24 protein-coding genes are annotated in these 26,393 nt (G+C 43.2%); 18 read left to right on the forward strand and 6 right to left on the reverse strand.

Annotated elements, in window-relative coordinates; all coding sequences use genetic code 11:
• The first annotated feature begins 207 nt into the window (after positions 1-207).
• From R8P61_31560 to R8P61_31580, 5 genes are all read left to right on the forward strand, one after another.
• Positions 208-1,077: a hypothetical protein gene (locus tag R8P61_31560; protein ID MDW3651661.1), complete on the forward strand. Its 870-nt coding sequence runs from the start codon at positions 208-210 to the stop codon at positions 1,075-1,077.
• A gap of 938 nt (positions 1,078-2,015) precedes the next feature.
• Positions 2,016-2,447 carry a hypothetical protein gene (locus R8P61_31565; GenBank protein MDW3651662.1) on the forward strand — a complete coding sequence of 144 codons (432 nt, stop codon included), beginning with the start codon at positions 2,016-2,018 and terminating at the stop codon, positions 2,445-2,447.
• 2 nt (positions 2,448-2,449) lie between these two features.
• Positions 2,450-3,124, forward strand: a complete 675-nt coding sequence (locus R8P61_31570; GenBank protein ID MDW3651663.1) for a hypothetical protein — start codon at positions 2,450-2,452, stop codon at positions 3,122-3,124.
• A gap of 38 nt (positions 3,125-3,162) precedes the next feature.
• Positions 3,163-3,987, forward strand: a complete 825-nt coding sequence (locus tag R8P61_31575; GenBank protein MDW3651664.1) for a sensor histidine kinase — start codon at positions 3,163-3,165, stop codon at positions 3,985-3,987.
• A 349-nt stretch (positions 3,988-4,336) separates the two neighbouring features.
• Positions 4,337-5,005, forward strand: coding sequence for a response regulator transcription factor (locus R8P61_31580; GenBank protein MDW3651665.1), 669 nt, complete (start codon positions 4,337-4,339; stop codon positions 5,003-5,005).
• A gap of 249 nt (positions 5,006-5,254) precedes the next feature.
• On the opposite strand, the gene R8P61_31585 is transcribed toward R8P61_31580, so the two are convergent.
• The 3 genes from R8P61_31585 to R8P61_31595 form a co-directional block, all read right to left on the reverse strand.
• Positions 5,255-6,205 (reverse strand): CFI-box-CTERM domain-containing protein, encoded by a 951-nt coding sequence (locus tag R8P61_31585; protein ID MDW3651666.1) that lies wholly within the window; start codon positions 6,203-6,205, stop codon positions 5,255-5,257.
• Between the two features lie 225 nt (positions 6,206-6,430).
• Entirely contained in the window at positions 6,431-7,246 is an 816-nt protein-coding gene (locus R8P61_31590) for a 2,3,4,5-tetrahydropyridine-2,6-dicarboxylate N-succinyltransferase (protein MDW3651667.1), read from the reverse strand.
• A gap of 925 nt (positions 7,247-8,171) precedes the next feature.
• Positions 8,172-8,855 (reverse strand): carboxypeptidase-like regulatory domain-containing protein, encoded by a 684-nt coding sequence (locus R8P61_31595; GenBank protein MDW3651668.1) that lies wholly within the window; start codon positions 8,853-8,855, stop codon positions 8,172-8,174.
• A gap of 144 nt (positions 8,856-8,999) precedes the next feature.
• On the opposite strand from R8P61_31595, the gene R8P61_31600 reads away from it, so the two are divergent.
• From R8P61_31600 to R8P61_31645, 10 genes are all read left to right on the forward strand, one after another.
• Positions 9,000-9,956 (forward strand): GSCFA domain-containing protein, encoded by a 957-nt coding sequence (locus tag R8P61_31600; GenBank protein MDW3651669.1) that lies wholly within the window; start codon positions 9,000-9,002, stop codon positions 9,954-9,956.
• Positions 9,957-10,582: 626 nt separating this feature from the next.
• Positions 10,583-11,749 carry a DNA recombination protein RmuC gene (locus tag R8P61_31605; protein MDW3651670.1) on the forward strand — a complete coding sequence of 389 codons (1,167 nt, stop codon included), beginning with the start codon at positions 10,583-10,585 and terminating at the stop codon, positions 11,747-11,749.
• 165 nt (positions 11,750-11,914) lie between these two features.
• On the forward strand, positions 11,915-12,898 hold the full coding sequence (locus R8P61_31610; GenBank protein MDW3651671.1) for a beta-ketoacyl-ACP synthase III: 984 nt from the start codon (positions 11,915-11,917) through the stop codon (positions 12,896-12,898).
• Positions 12,899-13,000: 102 nt separating this feature from the next.
• Positions 13,001-13,942 carry a hypothetical protein gene (locus tag R8P61_31615; GenBank protein MDW3651672.1) on the forward strand — a complete coding sequence of 314 codons (942 nt, stop codon included), beginning with the start codon at positions 13,001-13,003 and terminating at the stop codon, positions 13,940-13,942.
• 147 nt (positions 13,943-14,089) lie between these two features.
• Positions 14,090-14,656 carry an elongation factor P gene (gene efp, locus R8P61_31620; protein ID MDW3651673.1) on the forward strand — a complete coding sequence of 189 codons (567 nt, stop codon included), beginning with the start codon at positions 14,090-14,092 and terminating at the stop codon, positions 14,654-14,656.
• 26 nt (positions 14,657-14,682) lie between these two features.
• Complete coding sequence (gene accB, locus R8P61_31625; GenBank protein MDW3651674.1) at positions 14,683-15,192, forward strand: acetyl-CoA carboxylase biotin carboxyl carrier protein; 510 nt, start codon at positions 14,683-14,685, stop codon at positions 15,190-15,192.
• Between the two features lie 50 nt (positions 15,193-15,242).
• Positions 15,243-16,598, forward strand: coding sequence for an acetyl-CoA carboxylase biotin carboxylase subunit (accC, locus tag R8P61_31630; GenBank protein MDW3651675.1), 1,356 nt, complete (start codon positions 15,243-15,245; stop codon positions 16,596-16,598).
• A 79-nt stretch (positions 16,599-16,677) separates the two neighbouring features.
• Complete coding sequence (locus tag R8P61_31635; protein MDW3651676.1) at positions 16,678-18,513, forward strand: hypothetical protein; 1,836 nt, start codon at positions 16,678-16,680, stop codon at positions 18,511-18,513.
• A gap of 95 nt (positions 18,514-18,608) precedes the next feature.
• Positions 18,609-19,610 carry a tryptophan 2,3-dioxygenase family protein gene (locus R8P61_31640; protein MDW3651677.1) on the forward strand — a complete coding sequence of 334 codons (1,002 nt, stop codon included), beginning with the start codon at positions 18,609-18,611 and terminating at the stop codon, positions 19,608-19,610.
• A 205-nt stretch (positions 19,611-19,815) separates the two neighbouring features.
• Complete coding sequence (locus R8P61_31645; GenBank protein ID MDW3651678.1) at positions 19,816-21,225, forward strand: tetratricopeptide repeat protein; 1,410 nt, start codon at positions 19,816-19,818, stop codon at positions 21,223-21,225.
• Here R8P61_31645 and R8P61_31650 read toward each other — a convergent pair.
• From R8P61_31650 to R8P61_31660, 3 genes are read right to left on the reverse strand one after another with little or no spacing between them, the layout of a single operon-like run.
• On the reverse strand, positions 21,222-22,157 hold the full coding sequence (locus tag R8P61_31650) for a hypothetical protein (protein MDW3651679.1): 936 nt from the start codon (positions 22,155-22,157) through the stop codon (positions 21,222-21,224). The two genes, R8P61_31645 and R8P61_31650, sit on opposite strands and share 4 nt — an antisense overlap.
• 3 nt (positions 22,158-22,160) lie before the next feature.
• Positions 22,161-23,033 (reverse strand): DUF58 domain-containing protein, encoded by an 873-nt coding sequence (locus R8P61_31655; GenBank protein MDW3651680.1) that lies wholly within the window; start codon positions 23,031-23,033, stop codon positions 22,161-22,163.
• A gap of 34 nt (positions 23,034-23,067) precedes the next feature.
• A complete protein-coding gene (locus R8P61_31660; protein MDW3651681.1) occupies positions 23,068-23,862 on the reverse strand; it encodes a thymidylate synthase in 795 nt (264 codons plus the stop codon).
• Positions 23,863-24,044: 182 nt separating this feature from the next.
• Here R8P61_31660 and R8P61_31665 point away from each other — a divergent pair, with 182 nt between their 5' ends.
• From R8P61_31665 to R8P61_31675, 3 genes are all read left to right on the forward strand, one after another.
• Entirely contained in the window at positions 24,045-24,560 is a 516-nt protein-coding gene (locus R8P61_31665; GenBank protein ID MDW3651682.1) for an acyl-CoA thioesterase, read from the forward strand.
• 87 nt (positions 24,561-24,647) lie between these two features.
• A complete protein-coding gene (locus R8P61_31670) occupies positions 24,648-25,277 on the forward strand; it encodes an aquaporin (protein MDW3651683.1) in 630 nt (209 codons plus the stop codon).
• A gap of 338 nt (positions 25,278-25,615) precedes the next feature.
• Positions 25,616-25,912, forward strand: a complete 297-nt coding sequence (locus R8P61_31675; GenBank protein MDW3651684.1) for a hypothetical protein — start codon at positions 25,616-25,618, stop codon at positions 25,910-25,912.
• The last annotated feature ends 481 nt before the right edge of the window (positions 25,913-26,393 follow it).

Genomic DNA, 26,393 nt, shown 5'->3' on the forward strand with positions numbered 1-26,393 from the left:
ATAAAGAAAAGAAGACATTGAATAAATCAATATCTTTTCGCTTCTTTGCCACCAGAATTCATTCCCCCCTCGTTTTACACACACACCTTTATAAAAGAATGCTGCACTTGCGGAAAATGTACCTTCCGTGAGGGTGACTTATCGTTCTTTTCTAAGTCTCTATTATCGAGTAATTGTTCAATCAAACACAAATAAAAATCATTTAACATGAAAAAACTATCGAGTCTATTGATCGCTTTTGCCTTAATCGGGGCAATTGTTACAGGATGTGAAGAAGAGCCGCCCGCACCCGCGAACGGACCAACTCTCGCAAATAATACCGGTGCAGGTAATGTGGTAGATGCTGCTGATGTTCCCATCAATACTGAATTTATTGTTTCCATTATCACTACTGCAGGGGATGCGGATATCACGGAGATCGTAGTAGAAGAAAATGGAAGCGCTATCGATGCAGGAAGAGTTACTCTGGACGGAACAGCTGCTGGAGGAAACCCTAGTCCTATCGGGCCAAACTTCGCTAGCGGATTTAACTGGGACATTGGGATTACTACTTCTGATGTAGTAGACGCTACCAATTCCTACACCATCCGAGTAACTGATGCCAATGGTCTTTCTGATGAGCTTACCGTAAGCATCACGCAGATCAATGCTTTGACTGAAACTACCATGGTTCTCTTGCAGAATCAGGGAGGACCTGCCGGACAAGGAGGACTTGACCTTAATACCGGTACACAAACAGGTACGCAGGCTACAGATACAGATGCTGATATCCGCGATATGGGTATCGATATCAACCTGCCAAATGATCAAAACTGGATCCAGAAAATCGGTGTGATCAACAATTCAGAAATTGCTGTTCCAGATGCAAGCTTTGACTATGATGCTGTAGCGAGTACGGCTCAGCTTCAGGCAGCTTTCGAATTGGGAACTGCCATTACCGAAACAGCTGAGAAGGTACAAGTTGACGATGTATTGCTGGTAAAAAGCGAAGGTGTTTATTTCGCGATCAAAGTTACCGCAGTAAACCCTACTCCTGCTGACAATAACGACGGATACGAATTATCTGTGAAGCAATAAGCTTCCCGGATCTAAACCCAGTATAATTGGCTCGCTACTTTTGTAGTGGGCCATTTTTGTTTTTTGTGTTGGTTTTTATGGCTTTTTTCCACCTTTTTAGAAAAGGTGGAGCCAAAATCGCAGAGCCCAAAGCCAGCCTCACATGCCGCCCCGTCTCCCGATGGGCTCTGCAGGGCCATCGCTCTGGGTGGTGGGTTCGGGGTGTTTGGATTCCTGTATTTCAAAAACGCCAACACCCTAACACACAAATACGCTAACACGTCCCCCCTTGCGCGACGGGGCCTCGCTGCTGCATCGGGTGCGGGGGTCGGATATGCGCGCGGCTTTGCAGCAGCTTGATTTTTGCTTCTTTTCATCTAAGGAAAAGAAGAGGAAAACCCAAAAAAGAAAATCAGAATCCTCCCCCAAAAAGAAGGATAAAAAATAAGCCTATGGCAATAACACTCCCCAAACCCCAATAAGTGTTAAAATTCGTATATTTCAACTATTATTACTTTTTAAAAGTAGATAATAAACCCTTAGGTGAACAAAACGATCGGAGAAAAATGTGCAATAAGCTCAAGGAACACCCCTTTATTACTTCCAAATTATAAGGATCAGAGAAAGCAGGTAGATCAACCCCTTTATACAGGTATTTCTACCTGATTTGGGCGTGGATAATTTTATCTAAGGATCATGGGCTTTAGATTAAGCCCTAAGGCGGATTTTTAAACTAAACTATTTATACTATGAACTGGAAAAACCTATTTTTTATTAGCACCGTCTTTTGGGTAGCGGTATTTTTTGTATCAAATTGTACCCAACAAAGCGTCCCTAAGGGTGAAGACGAAGTGTTTGGAGAAAAGATTGCTATTTGCCCACCTCCCGAAGGAGCTACTAAAAAAGATTCCATGAGGTGTGAGAATATCCAAGCGCATATAAACGGATATAAAAATTTTATGGAAGAGACTAATGTTGAAGTCTCCTCTACACTTCCTGATCCTATACAACAACCTTCTTCTACCCATGTTCACGATACAGTAGTTATGTGGAGTACACTGCAAACTGAAATGGGTTTGCTTAGGGGGTTTCAGGTGGATATTAGCGACTTTACGAACATCGTAAGATATGCGAGGCAAATCAAACGCAAAAGTGGAGGTAAAAAATCCATAGATTCAGTATATGTTATGCTTGCTATAAATCCCAGCGAAACAGGAAGGCAAGGTTATCGGATCAAGTATCTGGATTTTTACTTCCAGGCTGTTGAAACAGATAATGAAAGTGGGAAAAGTTCCCTTATAACCTTTTATCGACCTGAGAGTTATATGGACACTTCTGGCTTTGAAGACTTTCCCAAACCCTGTCCTTTTTCTTGCCCTCCTGGTGAATAATTATGGATAATCTATACACACAAATTCTAGATGGGTTAGAAAGAGCAGGCTTGATTCTTTTAATCTTGTCAGTAATTGTTTGGGCTGTTAGATATGTAGTTTTACCCAAGTCAATTAAAATATTGGGAATCTACTTGCTGTTAAATTTGGTTGTTCAAATAGTTGCCGATCAGCTCTGGCAAAGAAGCATGAATAATTTGTATTTATTGCATCTGATAACCCTTCTGGATTTTGTGTGTTTATCTTTCTTCTTTAAAGAGATTTATCTTAACTACGAAAAGTTCAAAGAGTATTTTTACTATATAATTGGAACAATAACTACCCTCCTGATTTTAAATTCTATATTTTTAGAACCACTTGACTTTTTTAACAGCAATGCAAGAATCCTCGTTCAGAGTATCTTAATTACATATGTGATTATGTATTTATTCGATGCTTTTGGAAAAGTAGATTTTTCGAAGCGTGAAGAACAGGTAATCAGTTTAATTTGCTTTGCTATTTTGATCTATTATGCGGGAAGTTTATCTACCTATTTATTTAGTCAATTTTATTCTGAAGAAATTAAAGAAGGTCTAAGGCCAATATGGGTGATTAATGGCTTCTTGACAGCTCTTTTCCAATTTATATTATTGATGGGAATAATTAGATTAGGATTCAGACCAAAAATACAAGCATAAGGATTTTTGCCAGACCAAAAGGGGATGGCGTATAATTTATGGAATCTACCAATGACTTAATTCTTCTTGTAGCAATTGGCAGTGGCATTATGCTCCTGCTGGCTTTAGCTTTTGTCCTCTTCTTCAGCTTTTCCCAAAATAAACTGCGCAAAGAACAATTCAAGGCCCAGGAAGCCAAGCTGCAGCATCAGGAACAGTTGCTGCATAGTAATATCAAGACCCAGGAAGAGGAGCGGGAACGCATTGCCAAGGACCTGCACGATGAAGTGGGCTCAAAACTCAATGTGATCCACCTCTATTTGCACCAACTTCTCAAGAAACAACCGGAAGCCAAAGAAAGTGTCAGCGAGATGATTACGGTACTCAAAGACACCATACAAACCTCTCGCCGCATTTCGCATGATTTGTTGCCGCCTACCCTGGATAAATTTGGCCTGGCGGTAGCCATAGAGGAATTGTCAGAAGTGGTGGAACAGGCAAATGATCTGCAGCTTCAGTTGGAGTTGGAGGGAGAACGGCCGCAAGGGATCGATAAAATTGTGGAGATTAATCTCTTCCGTGTATTGCAGGAATTGATCAGCAATACCCTCAAATACGCAAAGGCCAGTGAAGTTCGGATTAAGCTCTGGCAAAATGAGGAAAAAGTCATCCTCAACTATGCCGATAATGGATTGGGATTTGATCCGGACAAAAAAGAACACCAAAAAGGCCTGGGCATGAAAAATATAGAAAGTCGCCTGCAAATGATCGGCGCTGAGCTGGACCTCAAAAGTTCGCCCGGAAAAGGCGTACAAGTGCAGATAGAAAGTAAGTTGAATCCAGCTGAAGTAGAAGAGCAGGCAAAAGTAGCAGCAAGCACTTAAAACGGACCTGTCATTGCGAGCCTGTAATACAGGCGAAGCAATCTCCTTAGCTCTAAATAATTTTTCGGAATCAAGGGGATTGCTTCGCCGAAGATTTCGACTCGCAATGACAGCTTGAGCTGAGGTCTGTTTTCCTACTTTTCAATAAAAGGGAGTCATAAATAAGGCGCGCTGGGGATGCAACGAAAACTCAGCGGACGGAAATGCGGGTAGGCTCGGTTTTTTCGTTGCGATTTTGGGCAGCTTTTCTAAAAAGCTGCGAATAGAACCCTCATAAATAGGCCTAAAATGAAGAAAAGAGACCTAAAAGCTGCGAAAAGAACCAATAACAATCCAAAACACAAAAAATATGATACACGTAGCCATAGCCGATGACGAAGTCCTATTCCTAAAAGGGCTCAAAATCCTTATATCAGACTTTGAGGAAATGGAAGTCATCCTCGAGGCCCACAACGGCAAAGACCTCCTGGAAAAACTGGAAGCAGAGGAAAAGCTTCCGGATATCCTTTTACTCGACCTCAATATGCCGGAAATGAATGGGGTAGAGACAGCCAAACAATTGCAGGAGAAGTATCCCTCCATTCGTTTTATCGTGCTTTCCACTTATTTCAGCAAATCCTTCATCATCAACATGATCGAATTGGGAGCTGCTGCTTACCTCCCCAAAAACAGCCTGCCCGAAGAAGTAGAGGCCAGCATTCGGGAGGTCTATGAAAAAGGATTCTCCTACAATGATAAGGTGATGGAAGTGATCCGGGAAAATCTCGTCAAAAAAACCCGTCCCAAAATCGCTTTTACGCCCGAGCTCACCGAAAGAGAGAAAGAAGTACTCCAACTCATTTGTGAGCAATACACAGCCGGAGAGATTGCCGAAAAACTATTCATCAGCCCGCGTACGGTAGAAGGCCATCGCAACAACCTCTTACAAAAATTCAATTGCCGCAATACGGCAGGATTGGTCGTCTATGCCGTGCAAAATAAACTGGTTCATATATCTCCGGATGCGTTCTGGGGATGATGGACATCAATTTATCTGGCCCGATGATAGTAATCCAATGTCATTAAGTTTAGTCTATATAAAGCAAAGAAGTTCGCAAAAAACAGCATAGGCTGTCATTGCGAGCCTGTTCAACAGGCGAAGCAATCTCCTTGACTTCAAAAGATTATTTGCATTCAAGGGGATTGCTCTCGTCGCCAGTTCGCATCAAAAAACATATGCCTGTACTTCCGCAAAAGTACAGGCATACTCATAAGATAATTTTTGCTTCTAGTACAGCTTTTCAGCCGCATATTCCCTGGCCATTTCATCCAGGGAATCCTCCAGCAGATAAACCGCCTTTTGGTACTGCTTAGTCAGCAGCAATTGCTTAAAAGGCACCATTTTATCCAGATAAATTTTCGTCAGAATAGTCTGTGAATTAGCCTTGCCTTTAATCAGCGAAGCAATCAAGGGAGAAATGAAATAATACATCTCATAGAGCATAGCGCCTTTTTCGTATTTCAATAATTCTTTATCCCGGAAAGATCGATAGAAATCCAGTTCTGTTTCCTGACTTTGGGCTTGGGCCGAAAGGGTAGTGAAGCAGTCTTCGCCACCTGTTCCTGGGCCTGGGCCAGGACAGGAAGTTGGGCAAGGTCGAGGGAAATTCAGAAACACCTGATCATAGGCTTCATGTTGGACATTAAGCTTATTCATAAGCCCTTTCACCAAACCCACCTTCATTCCCATATAATATTGGATAAAGGCACAGTCTGTATCATCCAGTAAATTCTCCAGTTTTTCTTTCCCAAAGAAATTTCCGCGAATCACTTTTTTATAAACGGCCTGGGAATCTCTTTCAACTATATGCTGCACATAATTGCTCATCAGTTGGGCGATCTCTTTGAGTGAGTGAATCTTTCCATTGCTATCATAATATCCGCCTTCCTGTAGCAAAGCTTTGGAAGCCATGTCGTATTCAGAAGTGTTGGTGCAGGGGATGAGAAAGAGCAGCATACTAGCGGGATTTTTGCTGTCTTTGAGACCATGCATAAAGCGGATGCCCTTGATCGCCGGAGCGCTAAAAAGCACCTCTTCAAATAGCTCCCGGGAAATCTGAAAGGAGTCTGGGAATTCGGGATAGGCAGCCTGATAGGCTTCGGTTTGTGCCTGGAAGTTTTTTTCCGTGATGAATCTCCCTACCTCAATGGCTTTTTGTGGGTTTTGCGATTTTTTCATGTTGTTTAAAATGTTACATAAAGATTGCTCAAAATAAATTAGGGAATAATTCAGGGGGATGAAATAGCTGTTGAAATCTTTTCGTGTGTGGTATGTCGCAAGACCGTAGGTGGGGATTGCTATCGTCGCCATTTCGATCCCGATCCTTTCTGTCTCAATATTTTCCCCAAAAAAGAAAAGGCCAGTCCCGAAGAACTGACCTTATATATCATTAACCCATGAGGCTTACACACTCACGCCAAAATCTCTCAAGGCATCATTGAGCGAAACTTTCTTATCTGTCGAAGGCTTTCTTTTCCCAATGATCAACGCACAAGTTACCTGATAGGTGCCTGCTGGAAATTCTTTGGAAATGCTACCGGGAATCACTACGCTTCTTTCGGGTACATAGCCGCGGTATTCAATAGGTTCATGCCCAGAAACATCGATGATTTTGGAAGAAGCTGTCAGCACTACATTGGCCCCCAAAACTGCTTCCTTGCCCACACGTACCCCTTCAACCACAATCGAACGGCTTCCAATAAAGGCATCGTCTTCGATAATCACGGGAGCTGCTTGTACGGGCTCCAATACACCTCCGATTCCAACTCCACCACTCAAGTGTACATTCTTGCCGATCTGTGCACAGGAACCCACTGTGGCCCAGGTATCGACCATGCTTCCTTTTTCTACATGTGCACCGATGTTCACATAACTCGGCATCATTACTACACCCGGAGAAATATAAGCGCCATAGCGAGCCGTTGCTGGAGGAACTACCCGTATGCCTTGTGCTTCATAATCTCTCTTAAGCTCCATTTTGTCATGATACTCAAAAGGAGGGAGCTCGATGGTTTTCATTTTCTGGATGGGGAAATAAAGGATCACGGCCTTTTTTACCCAATCGTTTACCTGCCAACCTTCAGCAGTTGGTTCGGCGCAACGCAAACGACCTTTATCCAATTCTTCGATGATATGCCTGATGGCTTCCTGGGTCTTGGTTTCTTTGAGTAAAGCTCTGTTTTCCCAGGCGGCTTCTATTTGATTTTTTAACTCTTGCATGGCTCGTTTGATTTTATCTGATCAATTAGCTGAATTTTCCTGATTTTCGCGGCGCAAAATACAAGATTCAGGCGAAAAAAAAAGCAGTCCCTCTTTTGGGGACTGCATCAAACAAGCATGATACAATGCAAACACACAATCTAGTTCTTTATATAAGGCCTGCCTAAAAGCATAAGCCTGCTTCCCGAAGGAAGTATTTTTCTAATATGTAGGCCCTTGATTCTGGGCCGGGGAAAATTGCCGAGGAATTGGAAATCTATGCGATTGAGAGCCTGTTGGCACATTTCGCAGCTTTTCGGCTTTGAATTATTTAGAGAATAAGAACGCGCTTATTTGTTATTTAGATAGGGAGAGTAGGGGGAAGTCACCTCTTAGAATTAAAAATTTATTCATCTTTTTTTGAGCATGAGTTAGCTTGTTTTTCTTCTTCTTTTCCCTTGATGGAAAAGAAGCAAAAGATCAAGCTGCTGCAAAGGGGAGGTGTTGGAGTATTAGCGTGTTAGTGTGGTAGCGTTTGCGGAATACAGGAACCCAAAAACCACCCAACCCAATACCTAAGCGCGATGGCCCTGCAGAGCCCATCGGGAGCTGGGGCGGCATGTGCAGCTGACTTTGGGCTCTGCGATTTTTCCCCCTTTTTCTAAAAAAGGGGAAAGACTTCTTAGAAACATCATCCATTATAGAAAAACCTACAAATAAGAAAAAAGAAAGAGACAGTTCGGCTTCTCTCACTGTGACACAATGTGTTTTAGCTGTTACAAATAAATGTACGAAACTGATCCCAAAGCAAGGCGCGCTAGCCCTGTAGAGCCCATCGGGCGCTGCGATTTTTCCCCCTTTTTCTAAAAAAGGGGGAAAGAAACCCTAAACCATACTTAAAAAAATATGTCTCAGAGAAAATCTGGCAAAAAGAAGCAACGCTTCACTAGTCCTGCCAATAATTCAGGTCCTTATTCTTCTTCTTTCGCGTTCGATTGACGATATGCTGCAACAATCGCGTCGCGGCTATGGGGTCAAATCCAATGGTAGGTACGAGATTCTGGGTACGATAATAATCGTAATACATTTGGCGAGCCACCATGAGGCGTTCATTTCCGTCCACGGGCAGGGTCGCCATAAGGGTATGCAGCTTTTCCGGATCGAGATTATCCCGGGCAGCTTTTTCTTCCGGACTTTCCAGTACATCCATATTAATCACGGCTGTACGCAATTCTTCCGGCGTATCATAAGGAAAGATATAAACCGTATCTATGGTAAGGCTATCTTCGAGGAGATAATTTACAACATACAGATATCCACTGCTGAGGTCGCCTTGATATTCTTCCAGATAGTCTCTGACGATCAATTTACTGTCATGATACCCAATGTGGCTGAAGTAGAGCGTATCTGCAGATCCTACCGGAATGCTGTAAAATCCTTCGGAATTACTGATGGCGCCCCGACGGGTATGATTGACTTGCACCCGCACGAAGGGAACGACTTCGCTAGAGGTTTTACTGATCACCATACCGGATATCTGATAGATCCCATTATCCTGTGCTTGCAGCAATTGAGGCATAGCTGCAGCGATAATGAATAGGATCGGGAGGAAAAGGGACGAAAATCTCATATTGTAAAGATAGTGGAAAATGCCGCTATTTGGAAGAGTTCGGTGTACAATTACAACGAATGCATTTGGCAGATGGTTTATCAATAGATAAATTACTTTCCATTTTTCCTTAATAGTTGTACAAAAGGCGACAAAGGTTGCATCATGAAGTTCCGTACCGAACTCCCCCATAAGGCCTCTTCCTTACAGATTGATCATCAAACAAAAATCCTCTCTCTGGGCTCTTGTTTTGCTGATCGGATCGGCCAACGCATGCGGAAAAATAAGTTTCAAATCCACATAAATCCCCTCGGTATTTCCTACAATCCCATTTCGCTTGGGAGGATGTTGAGCTGGATGATGGGGAAAGAAGAATTGGATGAAATTCGCTACCATGAGCAAAGAGGGCAATACTTTTCCTTTGACCTGCATTCCTCCTGGGCAAGAGAAGATAAAGCTGATCTGGAGAAAGACTTGGCCGAAAAGCGTCAGTTTTTGGAGAATTACCTGAAAACAGCGGATGCAATTATCCTGACTTTTGGCACCGCTCGTGTGTATCGCTCACTCGAAAGTCAAAAAATCGTTGCCAACAATTATGCCTTTCCGGCCGATATGTTTCAGAAGGAATTGCTGAGTCTGGAGGAAACGAAAGCCAGCTATGAGAACTTGATTCAGGAATTGAAGGTCTACAATCCAGATATACAGATTTTGCTTACGGTCAGTCCGGTTCGGCATGTGCGGGATGGTTTAGAGGAAAATGCGGTAAGCAAATCCCTCCTTCGCATCCTCTGCCATCAATTGGAAGAATCTCAGGCTTTCATCCATTATTTTCCGGCCTACGAAATCATGTTGGATGATCTCAGGGACTACCGCTTCTACGAAGCCGACCTCATTCACCCCAATGAACAAGCGGAATCCTACATTTGGGAAGTATTTTCCAAACGCTACTTGAATGCCTACAGTCTGGACCTACTCGAAAAGATTGCAGCCATTCAGCGCGACCTTGCCCACAAGGCCTTTCGCCCGGATTCCGAAGCTCATCAGAAATTTCTCCAAAAGCTTGAGCAAAAGATCGCGGCTATGCCGGATTATTTGGACTTTGAGGAGGAGCGTAGGAGCTAAACAAGCGTGTCATCCCAGACTCTGTCTAGGGAGCTTGTATTCTCATTACACCAAATAATACATGATCTCTCAGCCCTCATGCCCTCTCGCATCCCAACTTCGAGATGACCTGTGGTTAGGCCTGCGGGACATTTCGTCCCGTAGCGGATGGGTAAAGGGAGATCCTCCCACTCCGGTCAGGGTGACAGCTGCGCTTGATACAAATCTTGTCATCCCGAGGCTTGGATACGCCTTGGCTCCAGTGCGCCGAGGGACCTTGTATTCTCATTACACCAAATAATACATGATCTCTCAGTCCTCATGCCCTCTCGCATCCCAACTTCGAGATGATCTGCGGTTAGGCCTGCGGGACATTTCCATTTGAAGGGAAACGTCCCGTAGCGGATGGGTAAAGGGAGATCCTCCCACTCCGGTCAGGGTGACAGCTTTGCTTATTAGGAGATGACAATCCCTCCCGGCTCCTGCGCGCACTCCTTTGTTTGTTCAAACAAGGGAGTGTGGGCTTGAGGCGGTGGGTCCAGTAAGGTAATCCTAAAATATTTAGATAATCGCTCATTTTTTTAGAAAAAATACTAATTTAATGGGCGAATATTTTGTCCCACAAAATTAATACCTACCCAAATCCTATGATAGATTGGCTTTCTTTCGCTTTGGGAATCTCTCTTGGACTGCTGCTGGCTGGCATAGCCTTGATATGGATGCTTTATCCTCGCTATAGAAAAGAGCGAGAAAAGGCCATTCAACTGGAACAGGAAAAGGATCGGCTTTCTACCCTTGTGGATCAGGTGACCGAACAAAGTATGCAGTTTGAAAATGTCGCCAATCGCGTATTGGAGCACAACAGTCAGAAACTCAAAGAGCAAAACCAAGAAAACCTCCAGCACATCCTCAATCCCCTCAAGGAGAAAATTCAGGCCTTTGAGAAAAAAGTGGAGGATACCTACCAAAAAGAAGCGAGAGAAAGGCACTCATTAAAAGACCAGGTCAAAGAACTGCATAGCCTCAATCTGCAGATGACAGAAGAAGCCCGCAACCTCACGCGAGCCCTTAAGGGAGATAGCAAAGCGCAGGGAAATTGGGGTGAAATGATTTTGGCGAAAGTACTCGAAGGTAGTGGACTAAGAGAAGGAAAAGAATTTGTGGTGCAGGGCAAAGACATGCAATTGCAATCCATCAATGGGAAACGTCTGCAACCGGATGTGATCATCAATTTGCCGGATCAGAAACATCTGATTATCGATGCCAAGGTTTCCCTTACTGCCTACGAAAGATTTGTAGATGCAGAAGATGAGATTCGGCCTATTCATATCAAACAACATCTGGATTCGGTTTCCAAGCATATAAAAGAGTTGAGCGATAAGCACTACCATGGACTGGATACCCTCAATAGTCCGGACTTTGTTTTGATGTTTATGCCGGTAGAACCTGCTTTTAGTATAGCTATTCAGGAAAAACCAGAACTCTTTGCTTTTGCATGGGAAAGAAAAATCGTCCTGGTCAGTCCGACTACTTTGCTGGCTACCTTAAAAACAGTTGCTTCTATTTGGCAAATAGATCAGCAAAACCAGAATGCACGGGAGATCGCTCGTCAGGGAGGAGCTATGTATGATAAGTTTGTGCTTTTTGTAGAGGAATTGGAAAAATTGGGGAAGCATATAGACCGTACCGCCGAATCCTATCACCAGGCGAAACAGAAACTCAGCCTCGGTAGAGGGAATCTCATTTCGCGAGCAGAAAAACTTCGGGATTTGGGCGCGAAAACCAATAAAAAACTGGAATCTCCACCTTCTTAAGCAGGAATCCCTAGTCCGATAAATCGTCCTTTATTACCTCCTGTGAAGCCTTTAGGCCTAAAGGCCAATTTTTTCTTGCTATTGTAGGCTTTTCTTTTCAACTTGAGCCACTTCCTCGCCTAAGGATCGTATTGAGTGTGTGGGCGGAAGCAAAAAAGAATTAGAATGAAAACTCTGGCAGCTATAACAGCAGTGGGCGGATATGTCCCGGATCGTGTGCTCACTAATAAGGAATTGGAGACCATGGTTGAAACCAACGACCAATGGATTCGGGAAAGAACAGGGATAGCAGAGAGAAGGATTTTGGAGAAAGATCGTGCTACCTCTGACATGGCAGTAGAAGCCATCAAAAATCTGCTTGCAAAAACCTCCTACGGTCCCGAAGATTTGGACCTCATCATTTGCTCTACCGTTTCTCCTGACCATGTGCATCCGGCAACTGCCAATATTATCGCAGATAAAGTAGGCGCTACCAATGCTTGGGGCTTTGACATGAACGCCGCTTGTTCAGGTTTCTTATATGCAATCAGAACCGGTTCACAGTTTGTGGAGAGTGGGATGCATAAAAGAGTATTGGTAGTAGGTGCAGATACCATGAGTATTCGCATCGATTACGAAGACCGAAATACCTGTATCCTTTTTGGTGATGGAGCAGGGGCGGTTTTGCTTGAGCCAAATACCGAGGGCTATGGCATCGTTGACTCTGAATTTGAAATTGATGGTAGTGGCGCCAAATACCTCAACCAAAAAGCGGGAGGAAGTGCGCATCCGACTTCTCTGGAAACCTTGCAAAACAAGGAGCATTTTGTGCACCAGGAAGGAAAGACCGTTTTCAAATATGCGGTAAAAGGAATGGCGGATATTACTGCAGCCGTAATGGAAAGAAACAATCTCGAAGGAGATGATATTGCCTGGCTGGTTCCTCATCAGGCAAATAAAAGGATCATAGATGCGACGGCAAATAGAGCCGGAGTACCTGCCGAAAAGGTGATGGTCAACATCCACAAATTTGGGAATACCACCAATGGTACCATTCCTCTCTGCTTATGGGAGTGGGAAAATCAACTAAATAAAGGAGACAATCTGATGTTGGCTGCTTTTGGAGGAGGATTTTCCTGGGGAAGTATTTACCTCAAATGGGCCTACTAAAAAGATAAATAATAGAGTAAAGAAAGAGGGATCGCTTGCGGTCCCTTTTCTTTTGGCTTGAAATTTCTCCTCCTTTCAAGGATATTAGCAAAAAATCCCTGTGTGAGAATCCTTACTTTCTTTCTTATCTCCTGCTTCTTCTTTTCCTGTCGTTATGATCAGGACTTCAATTTTGTGCCCAAGACCCAGCAGGCCTTTTTTCTCATGGATGATAATGGGCAAAGGGAATTGCGACTTTATGAACCGGAGGGAAATATCTTTCTCAATGACTGGGGCTCCAGCAAAGGTTGGAATAATCCCGCCGATATAGCAGGATCAGGGGGAAAGTTATGGATCAGTCTTCCCGATCAAAACAGCCTGCTGCGATACGACATCGAAAAGGATGAAAGTGATAACTTTTCTCTGGGCAATTTTACTGCACATCATCTGTCTATAGGGGAAAGATATCTGCTGATGTCTGATACCCTTGCCAATCAATTGGGATTCTTTCACCTCAAACGAGAGGAACTTACTACCATTGATTTAGATCAGCAGCCTGGCAAGGCTGTTTACAGAAGTACCAAGTTTTACCTTATACTAGGGGAGAAAGAGTTAGGCATTTACAATGAACTGGCCCTGGCCCCTTTAGAACTTATCAGTTTTGAACGGGAGATATTTGATGTCCTCATTGACAACCGTTTCAGCACTTGGGTCTACACGAGGGATACGGCCAACTATCGCACAACAGTGAGTTGGAATAGCAATGCCATCGACCTCACGGCACAAGAAGTGCCACAATCCAAAGTGCAGCACAGTCCCTATCTGCAAGCCACTTTTGAAAAAGAATTTACAGGCCTGGTTGGGATGGCTGAGGGGAGATTGCTCAATTTCCCCGCTCCTGATGCAGATGACTTTGAAGCTGATTTCTTTGAAGGGAATGCTTATTATGTAGCAAATGACAGCCTTCGGCAACTAAATTTGTCAGAATCTCAAATCCGTGTGCTGGGACCCTATTCAGGCACTTTCCGCAATAGCTTCTTTTACCTGGCAGCAGATGAGAACTAATTGCTCTCAGGCTTTTTCCTCGGCTCTAGATTCTCGGACTGTAAAATAAAGTCCCATATTTGGGCTCTACATTCGCATATTTTATTAATTTGCGAGCGTTTTGCCAAAAAGGCATGCTATTTAAACAGAAAGATACGCTTATTATATATGGCTAATATCTCAGATATAAGAAACGGGCTCACCTTTAAGTACAATGGAGATATATATTCAGTTGTAAGTTTCCAGCACGTAAAGCAGGGACGAGGTGCTGCCTTTGTTCGTGTAAAAATGAAAAGCTTGAATACCGGTAAAGTCATTGAAAATACTTTTAACAGTAGTGCAAAGATTGATGACATTCGAGTAGAAAGAAGAAAGTATCAATTTCTTTATGAAGATGGAGAAGCACTGGTATTCATGAATACTGAAACTTACGAGCAAATCAATATCCAAAAAGTCCAGATTGAAAATGTGGATTTGCTGGAAGAAGGAGAGATGGTTGAAGTCTTGTTTAATACCGAGGATGACTTGCCTTTGACTATTGATCTTGCCAAGCATGTAGTACGTGAAATCACTTATACAGAACCCGGATTAAAAGGTGATACTGCTACAAATACTCTTAAACCTGCGCGGATTGCATCCGGAGCAGAAATTAGAGTACCTTTGTTTATTAACATTGGCGATAAGGTAAAGATCGATACCGAAAGCCGTAGCTATGTAGAACGCGTTAAAGAATAATTTTTTCCCCGAATACTTTTATTACTATGGATTTCAAAGAAATTCAGGACCTGCTTAAGCTGGTTAACAAGACTACCCTAACGGAAGTAGAGATTGAACAAAAGGATTTCCGACTGAAAATCCGGAGAAAAGCCCCGGATAATAAAGTGGTTTACCAAACAAGTCAGGAACCCGCAACTATCGTTCAGCCTATGATTACTGCTGCACCTACTCCTGTGGCCCAGCCAGAGGCGAAACCTGCACCAGAAAAACCCGCAGCGCCTGAAGCCCAAAAAGAAGAAGCATCCAGCGATCTGATTGAATTCCGTTCGCCTATGATCGGAACCTTCTATCGCTCCAGCTCTCCGGATACAGATGCATTTGTCAAAGTTGGGGATTCCGTTGAGAAAGGTCAGGTACTCTGTATCGTTGAGGCAATGAAACTCTTCAATGAAATTGAATCTGAGTTCTCTGGAAAAATAGTTAAGATCATGCTGGAAGATGCCCAGCCGGTTGAGTATGATCAGGTACTCTTCCTTATAGACCCTAATGGCTAATTTCGTTTCTAATCCGATTGGGTAAGCCCTAAAGAAATCGAAACTACTTTATGTTCAAGAAAATTCTCATTGCAAATAGAGGAGAAATAGCCCTGCGTGTTATCAGAACCTGCAGGGAAATGGGCATTAGCTCAGTTGCTGTTTACTCTAAAGCAGATAAAAATAGTCTGCACGTTCGTTTCGCAGACGAAGCCGTTTGTATTGGACCCGCTTCCAGTACAGATTCCTATCTCAATATGGCAAATATTATTTCTGCCGCTGAGATTACTGGTGTAGATGCGATCCATCCCGGTTATGGATTCCTGGCAGAAAATGCTGAGTTCTCTCAGCTTTGTGAGGATCATGGAATTAAATTTATCGGACCTAGCGCGGAAGTTATCAACTCCATGGGAGATAAGGCAACCGCTAAAGATTCGATGAAAAAGGCCGGTGTTCCTGTAGTACCAGGTTCCGATGGCCTCCTTGATTCGATAGAACAAGCCAAGGAGATAGCTGAAGAAGCCGGATATCCGGTTCTCCTAAAAGCTACTGCCGGAGGAGGAGGAAAAGGGATGCGTAAAGTTTTTGCACCTGAAGAAATGGAAGATGCCTGGAATTCAGCTTCTTCTGAGGCGGGTGCAGCCTTTGGTAATGCAGGCCTCTATCTCGAAAAATTTGTTGAAGAACCTCGCCACGTTGAGATCCAGGTAATGGCTGATCAGCATGGCAATGTATATCACCTCGCGGAAAGGGATTGTACCATTCAAAGAAGACACCAGAAACTGGTGGAAGAATCTCCCTGTCCGGTACTTTCTGAAGAAACCCGTCAAAAAATGGGACAGGCAGCTGTTCGTGCGGCTGAGTCTGTGAGATATGAAGGTGCGGGTACCGTCGAGTTTCTCTACGACAAACACGGAGATTTTTACTTCATGGAGATGAATACCCGTATTCAGGTAGAGCATCCTGTGACTGAAGAAATTTTCGATGTGGACCTTATTCGTGAGCAAATCCGGGTAGCCGCAGGAGAAGTGCTGGACAAGCCTTACAAAATGCTTGAAGGCAGATGCTCTATGGAAGTTCGGATCAATGCTGAGGACGTATTTAATGATTTTCGCCCTTCACCTGGCATGATCGAATATTTCCATAAGCCCGGTGGGCACAAGGTTCGTGTGGATACGCATGCATTCTCTGGTTATATGATCCCTCCCTATTATGACTCTATGATTGGGAAATTGATCGTTTCCGGTCCTACCCGCGAAGCCGTTATCGCAAAAATGGCCCGCGCACTGGACGAATTTATCGTGGAAGGAGTAAAAACAACCATTCCTTTCCATAAGCAATTGATGCAGGATGATAAATTCAAGACGGGAGTTTATGCAACGAGTTTCCTGGAAAATTTCGAATTGGATCCAGATGTAGATGAATAGGCAAACTGCTGTTCGTCTATTCTCGTAAGCTATGTATAAAGATTCTGGGCATCTTGGAGATGCCCACTAATATCCTTCTATGACGACGGACAGAATACGGGTATACCAGGAAGGAATAAAACGACTGGAAGAAAAGCTTGAAGGGGAAAACAGGAAATATAACCTCTTTGCTTATGGTCGTGCAGTAATATTTATCCTGGGTATCACAGCTTGCTATTTCCTATTCAAATACGATTACGCACTCGGGATTTTCGGAGGATTCGCTGTCCTGGCGGGCTTCCTCTACCTGATCAAAATACATGCAGAGCTGGCAGAGGAAAGAGAGCATCTCAATCGCCTGATCAGCATTCGCCAAACGGAAATCGAGGCCCTGAAAGGAAATCGGGAGGAGTTGGATGAAGGAGAGGAGTATATCAACTCTGAACATGCTTATTCCTATGACCTCGATATCTTTGGCAGAGGGTCTATCTTTCAGGCGATCAATCGTACCGGAACCATCATAGGTCGTGGACAATTGGTGCAGGAACTGGAACAGCCTTCTCAGGATCGGGAATTGATCCGACAAAGACAGCAAGCCATCGCAGAGCTGGCAGAGAAAAGTGAGTGGGGCCTAAATTTCCAGGCCCTGGGTGTCGGTAAACTGGAATCCAAAGACGAGACACAGTCCATTTTACGCTGGTTAAATGAGGAAGCCTATTTTAGCAAGCATTCGGTGTATCCCGCTTTGATGTGGATTTTACCCGGCCTCTTTTTACTGGCTTTCCTTTTATGGTTAATACCTGATATCTCTTTTCTTTCGCCGATTTTCGGAGACTTTCGTTTACCTGGCTTGATTCCGCTTCTTTTGTTTTTTGCTCAATTGGGAGTAATAGGACAAAACCTCAAGCGAACAGGAAAAGAACAGGTCCTGGTGGGCAAGAAGTCTCATATTCTCAATAAATATGCTGCTCTCCTAAAAGAAATTGAGGGACAGGAATTTACTTCTCCTTTACTCAAATCAGAACAAGAAGGACTGGTAGCAAGTGGAAAGCTGGCCTCTGAGGCAATTGCGGATCTGGGAAATCTAACCTATATGCTGGACCAGCGCCTCAATGCATTTGCGGGAATCTTGCTGAACGGAACAGTGCTTTGGGACATCAAATACATGATGCGCCTCGAGAAGTGGAGAGAAAGACATAAAGAAGAACTTCCTCGCTGGTTTGAAGTGATTGGAAAATGGGATGCTCTTTTGAGTTGGGCACGGTTTCAATACAACCATCCCGACTTTGTAGTGCCTGAAATCTCTGAAGGCGACTTCATGATGGATGCCAAAGAGCTGGGACATCCTCTGCTTGATCCGATAAGTCGTGTGGACAATGATATGAACCTGGCCAAGCCCGGTGAGTTTCTCATCATTACCGGAGCGAATATGGCTGGGAAGAGTACTTTTCTGCGGACGGTAGGAGTGAACCTCATCCTGGCTATGAATGGAGCCGTGACTTGTGCCCAGAGTTTCAAGTTTGCTCCGGTAGAAATGCTGACAAGTGTCCGGGCTACGGATTCATTACAAGATCATGAGTCTTATTTCTATGCAGAATTGAAGCGACTGAAAATGCTCATCGATAAACTAAGAGAGGGCAAGCCGATTTTCATTATTGTAGACGAAATGTTGCGCGGGACCAATTCACGCGACAAACAAGAGGGCTCCCGGCAGTTTATCATGCAACTGATGGAGCTCAAAGGCGTGGGGATGATCGCGACCCATGACCTCTCCCTGGGAACCCTGCAAGATGAGTTTCCTGACTATGCAAGAAATAAACGCTTTGAAGTCGATATTACTGACGGCCACTTGAGCTTTGATTATAAATTGAGGGATGGAATTTCTCAGAACCTCAATGCGACCTTCCTGATGAAGAAAATGGGGATCATGCCTTAAACCCTTAAGGCATAAATTTGCGGCCAGGAAGAGGAGAAATTGTCCTCAAATCTGCCGGACAATCGACTATATTTGGGTACTGATAAAAGAAACGCATGTCAAATAAAGACTGGAAACACCAACTCACCGATATATTGGGGCGCCTGAGTTTATTGGAAGAAAAGTACTCAGGTCTGGGACAGGATTTGCTTGCCTACCTCGATGGACTTTATTACTCCAATGGCCTGAATTACTGGGAATATATTCACCTGGAAAGTTTGCTCGGCTTACAAACCCCTCGGACCCCTTTTCCGGATGAGGTCATCTTTATTACCTATCACCAGATGACGGAGCTGATGTTCAAGTTGGTAAAACTGGAAATAAAAGCTCTCACAGATGAAAGAGGGGAAGAGAGTGAGCATTTGAAACTTCAGAACTGGCACAAAAGGATCGGACGGGTAGTTAACTATTTCAAACATCTTTGCAATAGCTTCGACATCATGCTCACGGGTATGGATCGGGAAGAGATGAGAAAATTTCGCATGGCCCTTCTCCCGGCCAGTGGTTTCCAATCTGTGCAGTTTCGGGAGATAGAAATCATGAGTACAGGATTGGAAAACCTCATTCCCACAGAAAAAGATACAGGAGAAAAAAGTATAGAAGACCGCTATCCCAATATCTACTGGAAAGCCGGAGGAATCGACTCAGATACAGGCAAGAAAACCATCACCCTCAGAACCTTTGAGGCCAAATACGATGAAGATCTTATTCAATTAATTGAGACTTATGAAGGGAGTAATGTGGAGGCCTTGTATAAAAATTCTTCCCGGGAAATTCTTGAAGATGAGGAACTCAAAGAACTCCTACGAAACTATGATGTCCATATGAACGTATTCTGGAAACTCAGTCACTTGTCTGCGGCTTCCAGGCATTTGGTACAGGAAAATACGGCGGTAGAAGCCACAGGAGGAACTAACTGGAAAAGTTTTCTGCCTCCTAAATTTCAAAAGATAATTTTTTACAAAGATCTATGGAAGGAGGAAGAGTTGGACGATTGGGGAAAGGCAGCCATAGTGAAACATTTCCAGAAAAGTATTTCGAGTAAATGGATGAAATGAGCCCGCGGCCATTTTAGTGACATGAATTTATCCCCAAAAGCTTAATTTGGCGTATATATTGCTTCAAAAGATTAGGGAAAGTAGTCTGTTAGATACGTAAAAATCAGAAGTTAAACAAGTGGTCTCTTATCTATATCTCTGCTATATTTGTTACAGTTCATAGATGTAGAATGGTCGAGGTCTTTCTCAGGTATTCTAGTATATAATGGAAGAATTTTTCAGGAATAGTGATTTCGAGGAACAACAAACCCGGGCAAGTGTCAGGGAGTTTGAAAATATGCTCTTGGAAGACTCTTTCTTCTTTATTGACCTGGGAAAAGTAGAGGTTATCTATAACTATTATTTTCAGACCAATGAGCTTCACAAAGCTCGCAAACTGGTCGATTTCGCTTTACAAAGTCATCCTTCTTCTGGTGCCCTGTATTATAAGCTGGCCAAGCTCGAATTTGAGTACGGTCACTATGGTAATTCACTCGCACATATCGATACGGCCTTGAGCTATTCTCCCCTTCAAATTGATTATTCAATTTTCAAGGCTGAGATTCTCGTTAGGTTGGACAGGAATAAAGACAGTCTCGATCTGATGGAAGAGGTCTTGGGTATCTCCACCAAACCGGAAGAGATCTACATGACCATGGGTAATTTAGCCCAAATCTCAGGAGATCCTGTAAAGAGCGAAGAGTATTATAAGAAATCCCTGTCCATCAAGCCGGATTTTGAAGAAGCCGTTTACGAACTTGCTTTTCTTCTGGAGTCTGAAGATCGACTGACGGATTCTATTGCCTTATATGAATCTTATCTCAATGATTATCCCTATTCCGAAATGGTTTGGTATAATCTGGGTGTCCAATATAGAAAGACCGGCAATTATGAAAGAGCCATAGAGTGCTTTGATTATTGTCTCGCTATAAACGATGAACTTTCGGCTGCTTACTTCCAAAAAGGACAGCTACAAATGGACCTGGGACGTTATCAGGATGCCCTGCAATCTTTCCTGGAAGCAAATTCCCTAAGTCCTTATGACGTACATACGCTTTTCCATGTAGCAGATTGTTATGAAAATCTGGATATGTATCGGGATGCAATCCGATATTATACCAAAACCTCTCAGGTAGATCCGGATTTTCTGGATGCCTTTATCGGGATTGGATATTGTTTGGAAAAGCAGGAGAAATTCCTGGAAGCAATCCATTATTATGAGAAAGCATTCAAGCTGGATGATGAAAATCCGGATGTATGTATGTCCATAGCCAGCTGTGAATTTAAACTAGGCAATAAGCATAGTTCCTATATGTACCTGGAACGTGCCATTCAGTTGAATCCTCAGGATATCTCTATCTGGCAGGATTGGTCCAGCCTTTTGCATGAGCATACGCAATATGAAGGGGCGATCTCCTTTCTGGAAGAAGGGCTTAAATACAATCCCTCAGAGGCAGAACTCTATTTTCAGTTGGCAGCTTACTGTCTGGAATCCGGACACCGTAGCAAAGGCCTCAACTACCTGGAGCATGGCTTATTGCTAGACTATCAGGCCCATTACTACCTTTTCCACGTGGATGCCAGCCTCAAGCATGAGCCTGAGGTGATGGAACTGATTCGAATTTATAAGAATTAGAGTTTTTTGTTCCTCAATTCGCGGGCTCTTTCCGCGTAAACATATCCCATTACATTTTTGAGTTGCACCAGGATATTGGTGATCTGATTGGGCTCAATCCTTTCGCCCGCATATACAGACTTATCGGCCAACTGAGCCGCTTCTACGAGTACTTGTTGTTGCTCCAAGCTGAAATCCGCTCGCCCTTGAAGAGCTTCTTTAAACTCGGTAGTTGTCATGGATCGATAGCCGGATAAATCTTCAGGATCTAAAAAGCCTTTCCACAACTGCGTCAAGCGATCAAAAAGCTTGGGTTGATCATGCAGATTTTCCAGTTCACGGAGTTGGCGTTTGAAGGATTGCCAGTCAAGTCGGTTTCTGCGGATTATGAGGTATTTCCTGATAGGTTTCCGGAGGAGGAGCAAAAATCCCAGCATAAGGCTGATGATTCCACTAATCAGCAAAAACATCCGAAAATAATTGGGCGGATCTTCCATGCTCACCAGGCCGTCCTGTATCGAAAATTTACTTCTGTCTTCGCCTCCGGTTACGCGTCGATTGAGCCTGATGGAATCTGTTTTAACAAATCTCCGAACCGTATCATCACCCATATAATAGGCATAGGGCAAACGCAAAGCCTGACGATCCTGCAATTGGAAGCTGCGGACTTTATATTCCACTACATCCCAGGAATAGCCGTCCAGGGTTTGGGTTGGTTCGGGTTCAAAGGAAACCAGTTCAAAAGGAGCGAAGGCTCTGGGCTCCGGGAAAATCACAACCACATCAGAGGGATGTTTTATCGCCATTCTTACACTCACGGGTTTGCCTACAGCCATAGTATCTTGCTGAAATTCGAGGCGTGCCTGAATTTCCTGAGCATGTAGTTCTAAGGGCTGTCCCGGGAATATCCAGAAACTGAGCAGCAAGGATATGTAGATCGCTTCTCTCCTCATGAATTATGCCTTCAAGCGATTTCTCTTTTTAAAATAGCTTTCGAGAACGGGGATATAATCTTCCTGGGTATTGACCGAAAGCATATCCATCTTGTTCTTTTTGCAAAGGGTTTCCAGATTTTTTTCCACCTGCATGAAGCTTTCGTTCAATTGCTGACGATAAGCTGCATTTCCTGCATTTAGCCAGGTTTGTCTTCCGCTTTCTATCTCAAGGACCGGGATCGTACCTGTTCCCATCTGAAAGACTTCATTCGGGTGAAAAAGACGAATCAGAATTACTTCATGCTTTCTACCCAAGTGTACCAGTGCGCGTTCATAATTGTCATCCAGAAAATCTGAAATGATGATCAGAATACTTCGTCTTTTGAGGGTATGTTTGATAAACTCCAGGGCGAAGTTGATATCTGTTTTTTCGCTTTTATTGGTATTGGTAAGGACGCCTCTTACGATTTTGAGGATATGTTTTCTCCCTTTATTGGGTTTGTAAAACTTCTCCATGCGATCAGAAAAGGTCGCCAGTCCAAATTTATCGTTATTCTTTAGGGCAGAGAAAGCCATGATAGAAGCGATCTCCATGCCGATCAGTCGCTTGTTTTCATCCTGGGGTCCGAAGTCCCCCGAGCCACTTACATCAAATAGTACGAAAAGGGTTTGTTCACGCTCTTCGCGAAACTTTTTGATATATACCTGTCCGGTTTTGGCAGTTACGTTCCAGTCGATGGTTCTGATATCATCGCCATACTGGTAGAGTCGAACCTCATCAAATTCCAGTCCCTGACCTTTGAAAGCAGTATGATACTCACCAGCAAAGGTACTTTCCACCATCTTACGGATCTTGATTTCGAGCTTGCGTACCTTCCTGAGGATATCTTTCATATAGGCTGTCTAAGGTCTGTCTGTGTTTTTTGGATTAAACGGCTATAGGAGCTTTGATAAGTGGATGTGGATCGTAATTCTTTAAGGTAAAGTCTTCGTATTGAAATTCAAAGATAGATTTGACTTCGGGATTAATATGCATTTGGGGTAAAGCCCGTGTATCTCGGCTGAGTTGCAGCTTTACCTGATCAAAATGATTGTGATAAATATGTGTATCCCCAAAAGTGTGCACAAAATCTCCCGGCTCAAGATCGCATACCTGTGCCATCATCATCGTCAACAAGGCATAGGAAGCAATATTGAAAGGAACCCCTAAAAAGAGGTCAGCACTTCTTTGGTAGAGCTGACAGGAAAGTTTGCCATTTGCCACATAAAACTGAAACATGGTATGGCAGGGAGGGAGCGCCATGTTTTCTACATCGGAAACATTCCAGGCACTGACGATATGTCGGCGGGATTGAGGTTTGTTTTTGATCGAATCTACAACTTGAGAAATTTGGTCAATAGTTGCTCCATTTGCTCCTTGCCAACTTCTCCATTGTACACCATAAACCGGTCCCAGATTTCCCTCTTCATCTGCCCATTCATTCCAGATTCTCACACCATTATCCTGAAGGTATTTTACATTATTGTCTCCTTTCAAAAACCAAAGCAATTCATAAATGATCGACTTCAGATGCACCTTTTTTGTGGTAACAAGAGGAAATCCTTCCTGTAGGTCGAACCTCATCTGATGTCCAAAAATACTTCGGGTTCCCGTTCCGGTCCGGTCTCCACGATCCGTCCCTTCATCCAATACTTTCTGTAATAAGTTCAGGTAATTTTGCATGATGTCTTTTAAGGTGTTGGAGTTTTGAAGTGCGGACGTGTTGTAGGGTGATTTTTAATCAAAATTTTACTATTTAACTATAACACTACAACACATGCCTACTACAACACTCAATCCCTTAAAATTAACAAATATTTTGTCGTCTTTTGTGCTATAGTAGATTGACCTGACAAAGAACGAACATGAAGAGCAAAAAAGTATCAGAATCCTACACGCAAAGTTCCGAATTAGTTCTTCCCAATGACACCAACAACCTGGGAAAACTCATGGGGGGGAAGCTTTTGCACTGGATGGATATCATTGCAGCTATCTCTGCCCAGCGAGCAACTAATCGTACGGTAGTAACAGTTGCTGTAGATTTTGTAGAGTTTAAAGCGAGTATTCCTTTGGGTGCTGTAGTGGTCCTGGAGGCAAAAGTCACGCGAACTTTTAATACTTCTCTGGAGGTACGGATAGATGTAGCCTATGAAAACCTTCAAAAAGGTGAGCGGATGCATAGCAATAGTGCGTACTATAGCTTTGTGGCGGTGGATCAGTCGGGTCAGCCCATTCCTGTCAATCCCATTGAACCTGAGACTGAGGCAGAAAAAGAGCTATATGAAGGAGCTTTGAGAAGACGGGAAATGCGCTTGATGTTGGCGGGACGGATCAAGCCTGAGGATGCCACGGGCTTGCAGGAGATTTTTAAAAGTCTATAATTACGAAAATCGAATAAGGTGACCTCCTCTTTCATATAGGGTCGAAACTATATATAAGTTACTATTACTCACTAACTATCATTTAAAATGAGAAAGTATTTAACCGAGTTTCTGGGTACATTTTTCCTGGTCCTCACCATTGGATTGGCAGTCGGGGCTGGCACTCCTTTCGCTCCTATAGCAATTGGATCTGCTCTGATGATCATGGTCTATATGGGAGGACACATTTCAGGTGCACATTACAATCCTGCCGTTACCCTGGCTGTACTTATTCGGGGGAAGATTGACATCAAGGATGCCGGTATCTATTGGGTATCTCAAATCCTCGGAGGAGTAGCTGCTGCCGCAGTAGCTGGCATGTTGGTACAGGATGCTGATTTTACCTTTCTGGTAGCAAAAGCCGGATCAGCAACACCGGTTCAAGCATTAGCCGTTGAAATCCTCTTTACCTTTGCCCTGGCACTGGTGGTATTGAATGTCGCTACCGCTAAAGGAACAGAAGGGAATTCCTTCTATGGACTTGCGATCGGTTTTACGGTTTTGGTTGGAGCTTTTGCCGGTGGTCCTATATCGGGAGGTGCCTTCAATCCAGCTGTAGGAATCGGACCCAACGTAATCAATGGCGGATTTGCTGACCTTTGGATCTACATTGTTGGCCCCTTAGTGGGCGGAGCCCTTGCAGGCTTTACCTTCAATTTTCAGAATGAAGAGAAATAAGAAAAAAACTTAAAAGCTGATTGTGGGAGGGAGCTATGCTTCCTCCCATTTTTTTTGTCTCAGCTGAAGTTTTCGCAAATAGTATTGGTCTTGACAAAGCAAGCCAGAGGAGGATTTTGTATCTTTAGTAGCATAATAGTTCATAACAGATTTCTCAAAACTAAGGGATGTAGTAGCGGATTTTTGCTACTGCATAGACACTGAATCTATACCTTAATCTGTTATGAAAAACTTCCTTTCTACTTTCCATAACTCACATTTTATTCCCCTTTATATGGCTATCATAGCCATCCTGACTCCTTTTACCTGATTTAAAATCATCATTCTATTACGATAACATGGATAGCTCAATCTCTTACTCAAAAAGCCTTGCTATTGAACTTTCACAGTCCAAAGACCTGCTACTTTTTCCTACTCGAAATTATGAACGGATTACCCTTCAACAAGACTATACGAAAGAAGGTTTTTGGGAAATTCGGAACTCTCGCGGCAAGCGAGTAAAGTTCGGGATAGTGGAAGCAAATCGACAGGATATTTCTATAGAAAGCCTGGAAAATGGAGTGTACTTTTTAAGTCTGTACAAGCTGGAAGGAGATGATGTGAATCGAACCAGTTTTATCAAATTTGCCCAATAAAAAAACAGGTGCAGAAACAAAATCTACACCTGTGCTTTCTAGCGATAACAAGGTTACAAGAACCTTAGGGCTACTAAGGTTACATTAGCAAAATTGTCTAATGTTTGTGTTGAGGTAAATTTTTCGGATCAGACTGATTCTTTAAATCACCAGAGGAAAAATACATCATCAATACCATTAAAGGAACTTCGGGCAATAAGGAAAAAAGCCTGTTCTTGAAAAACGCACCCCAAAACGCTAGTAAAAAGTGTTAGTACGTCTATGTAAGAAATTTTTACCCAACAGCAAATCTAGGCTAAATTTTGATTTATGCCTTACTCAGGTAATATCTTGACAAGAATTGTTGATTTTTTAGGAAATATAAACGGTAAGAATTTCTTTAATCACGAGAAGATATAATTATGATTTATCATAAATAATTGATTTTCAGAAGATTATATATTTTTGTGTTTTCTTTCTTGGCGGCAAAAAAGTTTATCAG

The sequence above is a fragment of the Bacteroidia bacterium genome, assembly GCA_033391075.1.
Lineage (GTDB): Bacteria > Bacteroidota > Bacteroidia > J057 > J057 > JAWPMV01.

Excerpts from the sequence above, each read along its gene's own strand:
- R8P61_31560 (MDW3651661.1), top strand. The coding sequence starts at position 208 with ATGAAAAAACTATCGAGTCTATTGATCGCTTTTGCCTTAATCGGGGCA.
- R8P61_31565 (MDW3651662.1), top strand. The coding sequence starts at position 2,016 with ATGGAAGAGACTAATGTTGAAGTCTCCTCTACACTTCCTGATCCTATA.
- R8P61_31570 (MDW3651663.1), top strand. The coding sequence starts at position 2,450 with ATGGATAATCTATACACACAAATTCTAGATGGGTTAGAAAGAGCAGGC.
- R8P61_31575 (MDW3651664.1), top strand. The coding sequence starts at position 3,163 with ATGGAATCTACCAATGACTTAATTCTTCTTGTAGCAATTGGCAGTGGC.
- R8P61_31580 (MDW3651665.1), top strand. The coding sequence starts at position 4,337 with ATGATACACGTAGCCATAGCCGATGACGAAGTCCTATTCCTAAAAGGG.
- R8P61_31585 (MDW3651666.1), bottom strand. The coding sequence starts at position 6,205 with ATGAAAAAATCGCAAAACCCACAAAAAGCCATTGAGGTAGGGAGATTC.
- R8P61_31590 (MDW3651667.1), bottom strand. The coding sequence starts at position 7,246 with ATGCAAGAGTTAAAAAATCAAATAGAAGCCGCCTGGGAAAACAGAGCT.
- R8P61_31595 (MDW3651668.1), bottom strand. The coding sequence starts at position 8,855 with ATGAGATTTTCGTCCCTTTTCCTCCCGATCCTATTCATTATCGCTGCA.
- R8P61_31600 (MDW3651669.1), top strand. The coding sequence starts at position 9,000 with ATGAAGTTCCGTACCGAACTCCCCCATAAGGCCTCTTCCTTACAGATT.
- R8P61_31605 (MDW3651670.1), top strand. The coding sequence starts at position 10,583 with ATGATAGATTGGCTTTCTTTCGCTTTGGGAATCTCTCTTGGACTGCTG.
- R8P61_31610 (MDW3651671.1), top strand. The coding sequence starts at position 11,915 with ATGAAAACTCTGGCAGCTATAACAGCAGTGGGCGGATATGTCCCGGAT.
- efp (MDW3651673.1), top strand. The coding sequence starts at position 14,090 with ATGGCTAATATCTCAGATATAAGAAACGGGCTCACCTTTAAGTACAAT.
- accB (MDW3651674.1), top strand. The coding sequence starts at position 14,683 with ATGGATTTCAAAGAAATTCAGGACCTGCTTAAGCTGGTTAACAAGACT.
- accC (MDW3651675.1), top strand. The coding sequence starts at position 15,243 with ATGTTCAAGAAAATTCTCATTGCAAATAGAGGAGAAATAGCCCTGCGT.
- R8P61_31635 (MDW3651676.1), top strand. The coding sequence starts at position 16,678 with ATGACGACGGACAGAATACGGGTATACCAGGAAGGAATAAAACGACTG.
- R8P61_31640 (MDW3651677.1), top strand. The coding sequence starts at position 18,609 with ATGTCAAATAAAGACTGGAAACACCAACTCACCGATATATTGGGGCGC.
- R8P61_31645 (MDW3651678.1), top strand. The coding sequence starts at position 19,816 with ATGGAAGAATTTTTCAGGAATAGTGATTTCGAGGAACAACAAACCCGG.
- R8P61_31650 (MDW3651679.1), bottom strand. The coding sequence starts at position 22,157 with ATGAGGAGAGAAGCGATCTACATATCCTTGCTGCTCAGTTTCTGGATA.
- R8P61_31655 (MDW3651680.1), bottom strand. The coding sequence starts at position 23,033 with ATGAAAGATATCCTCAGGAAGGTACGCAAGCTCGAAATCAAGATCCGT.
- R8P61_31660 (MDW3651681.1), bottom strand. The coding sequence starts at position 23,862 with ATGCAAAATTACCTGAACTTATTACAGAAAGTATTGGATGAAGGGACG.
- R8P61_31665 (MDW3651682.1), top strand. The coding sequence starts at position 24,045 with ATGAAGAGCAAAAAAGTATCAGAATCCTACACGCAAAGTTCCGAATTA.
- R8P61_31670 (MDW3651683.1), top strand. The coding sequence starts at position 24,648 with ATGAGAAAGTATTTAACCGAGTTTCTGGGTACATTTTTCCTGGTCCTC.
- R8P61_31675 (MDW3651684.1), top strand. The coding sequence starts at position 25,616 with ATGGATAGCTCAATCTCTTACTCAAAAAGCCTTGCTATTGAACTTTCA.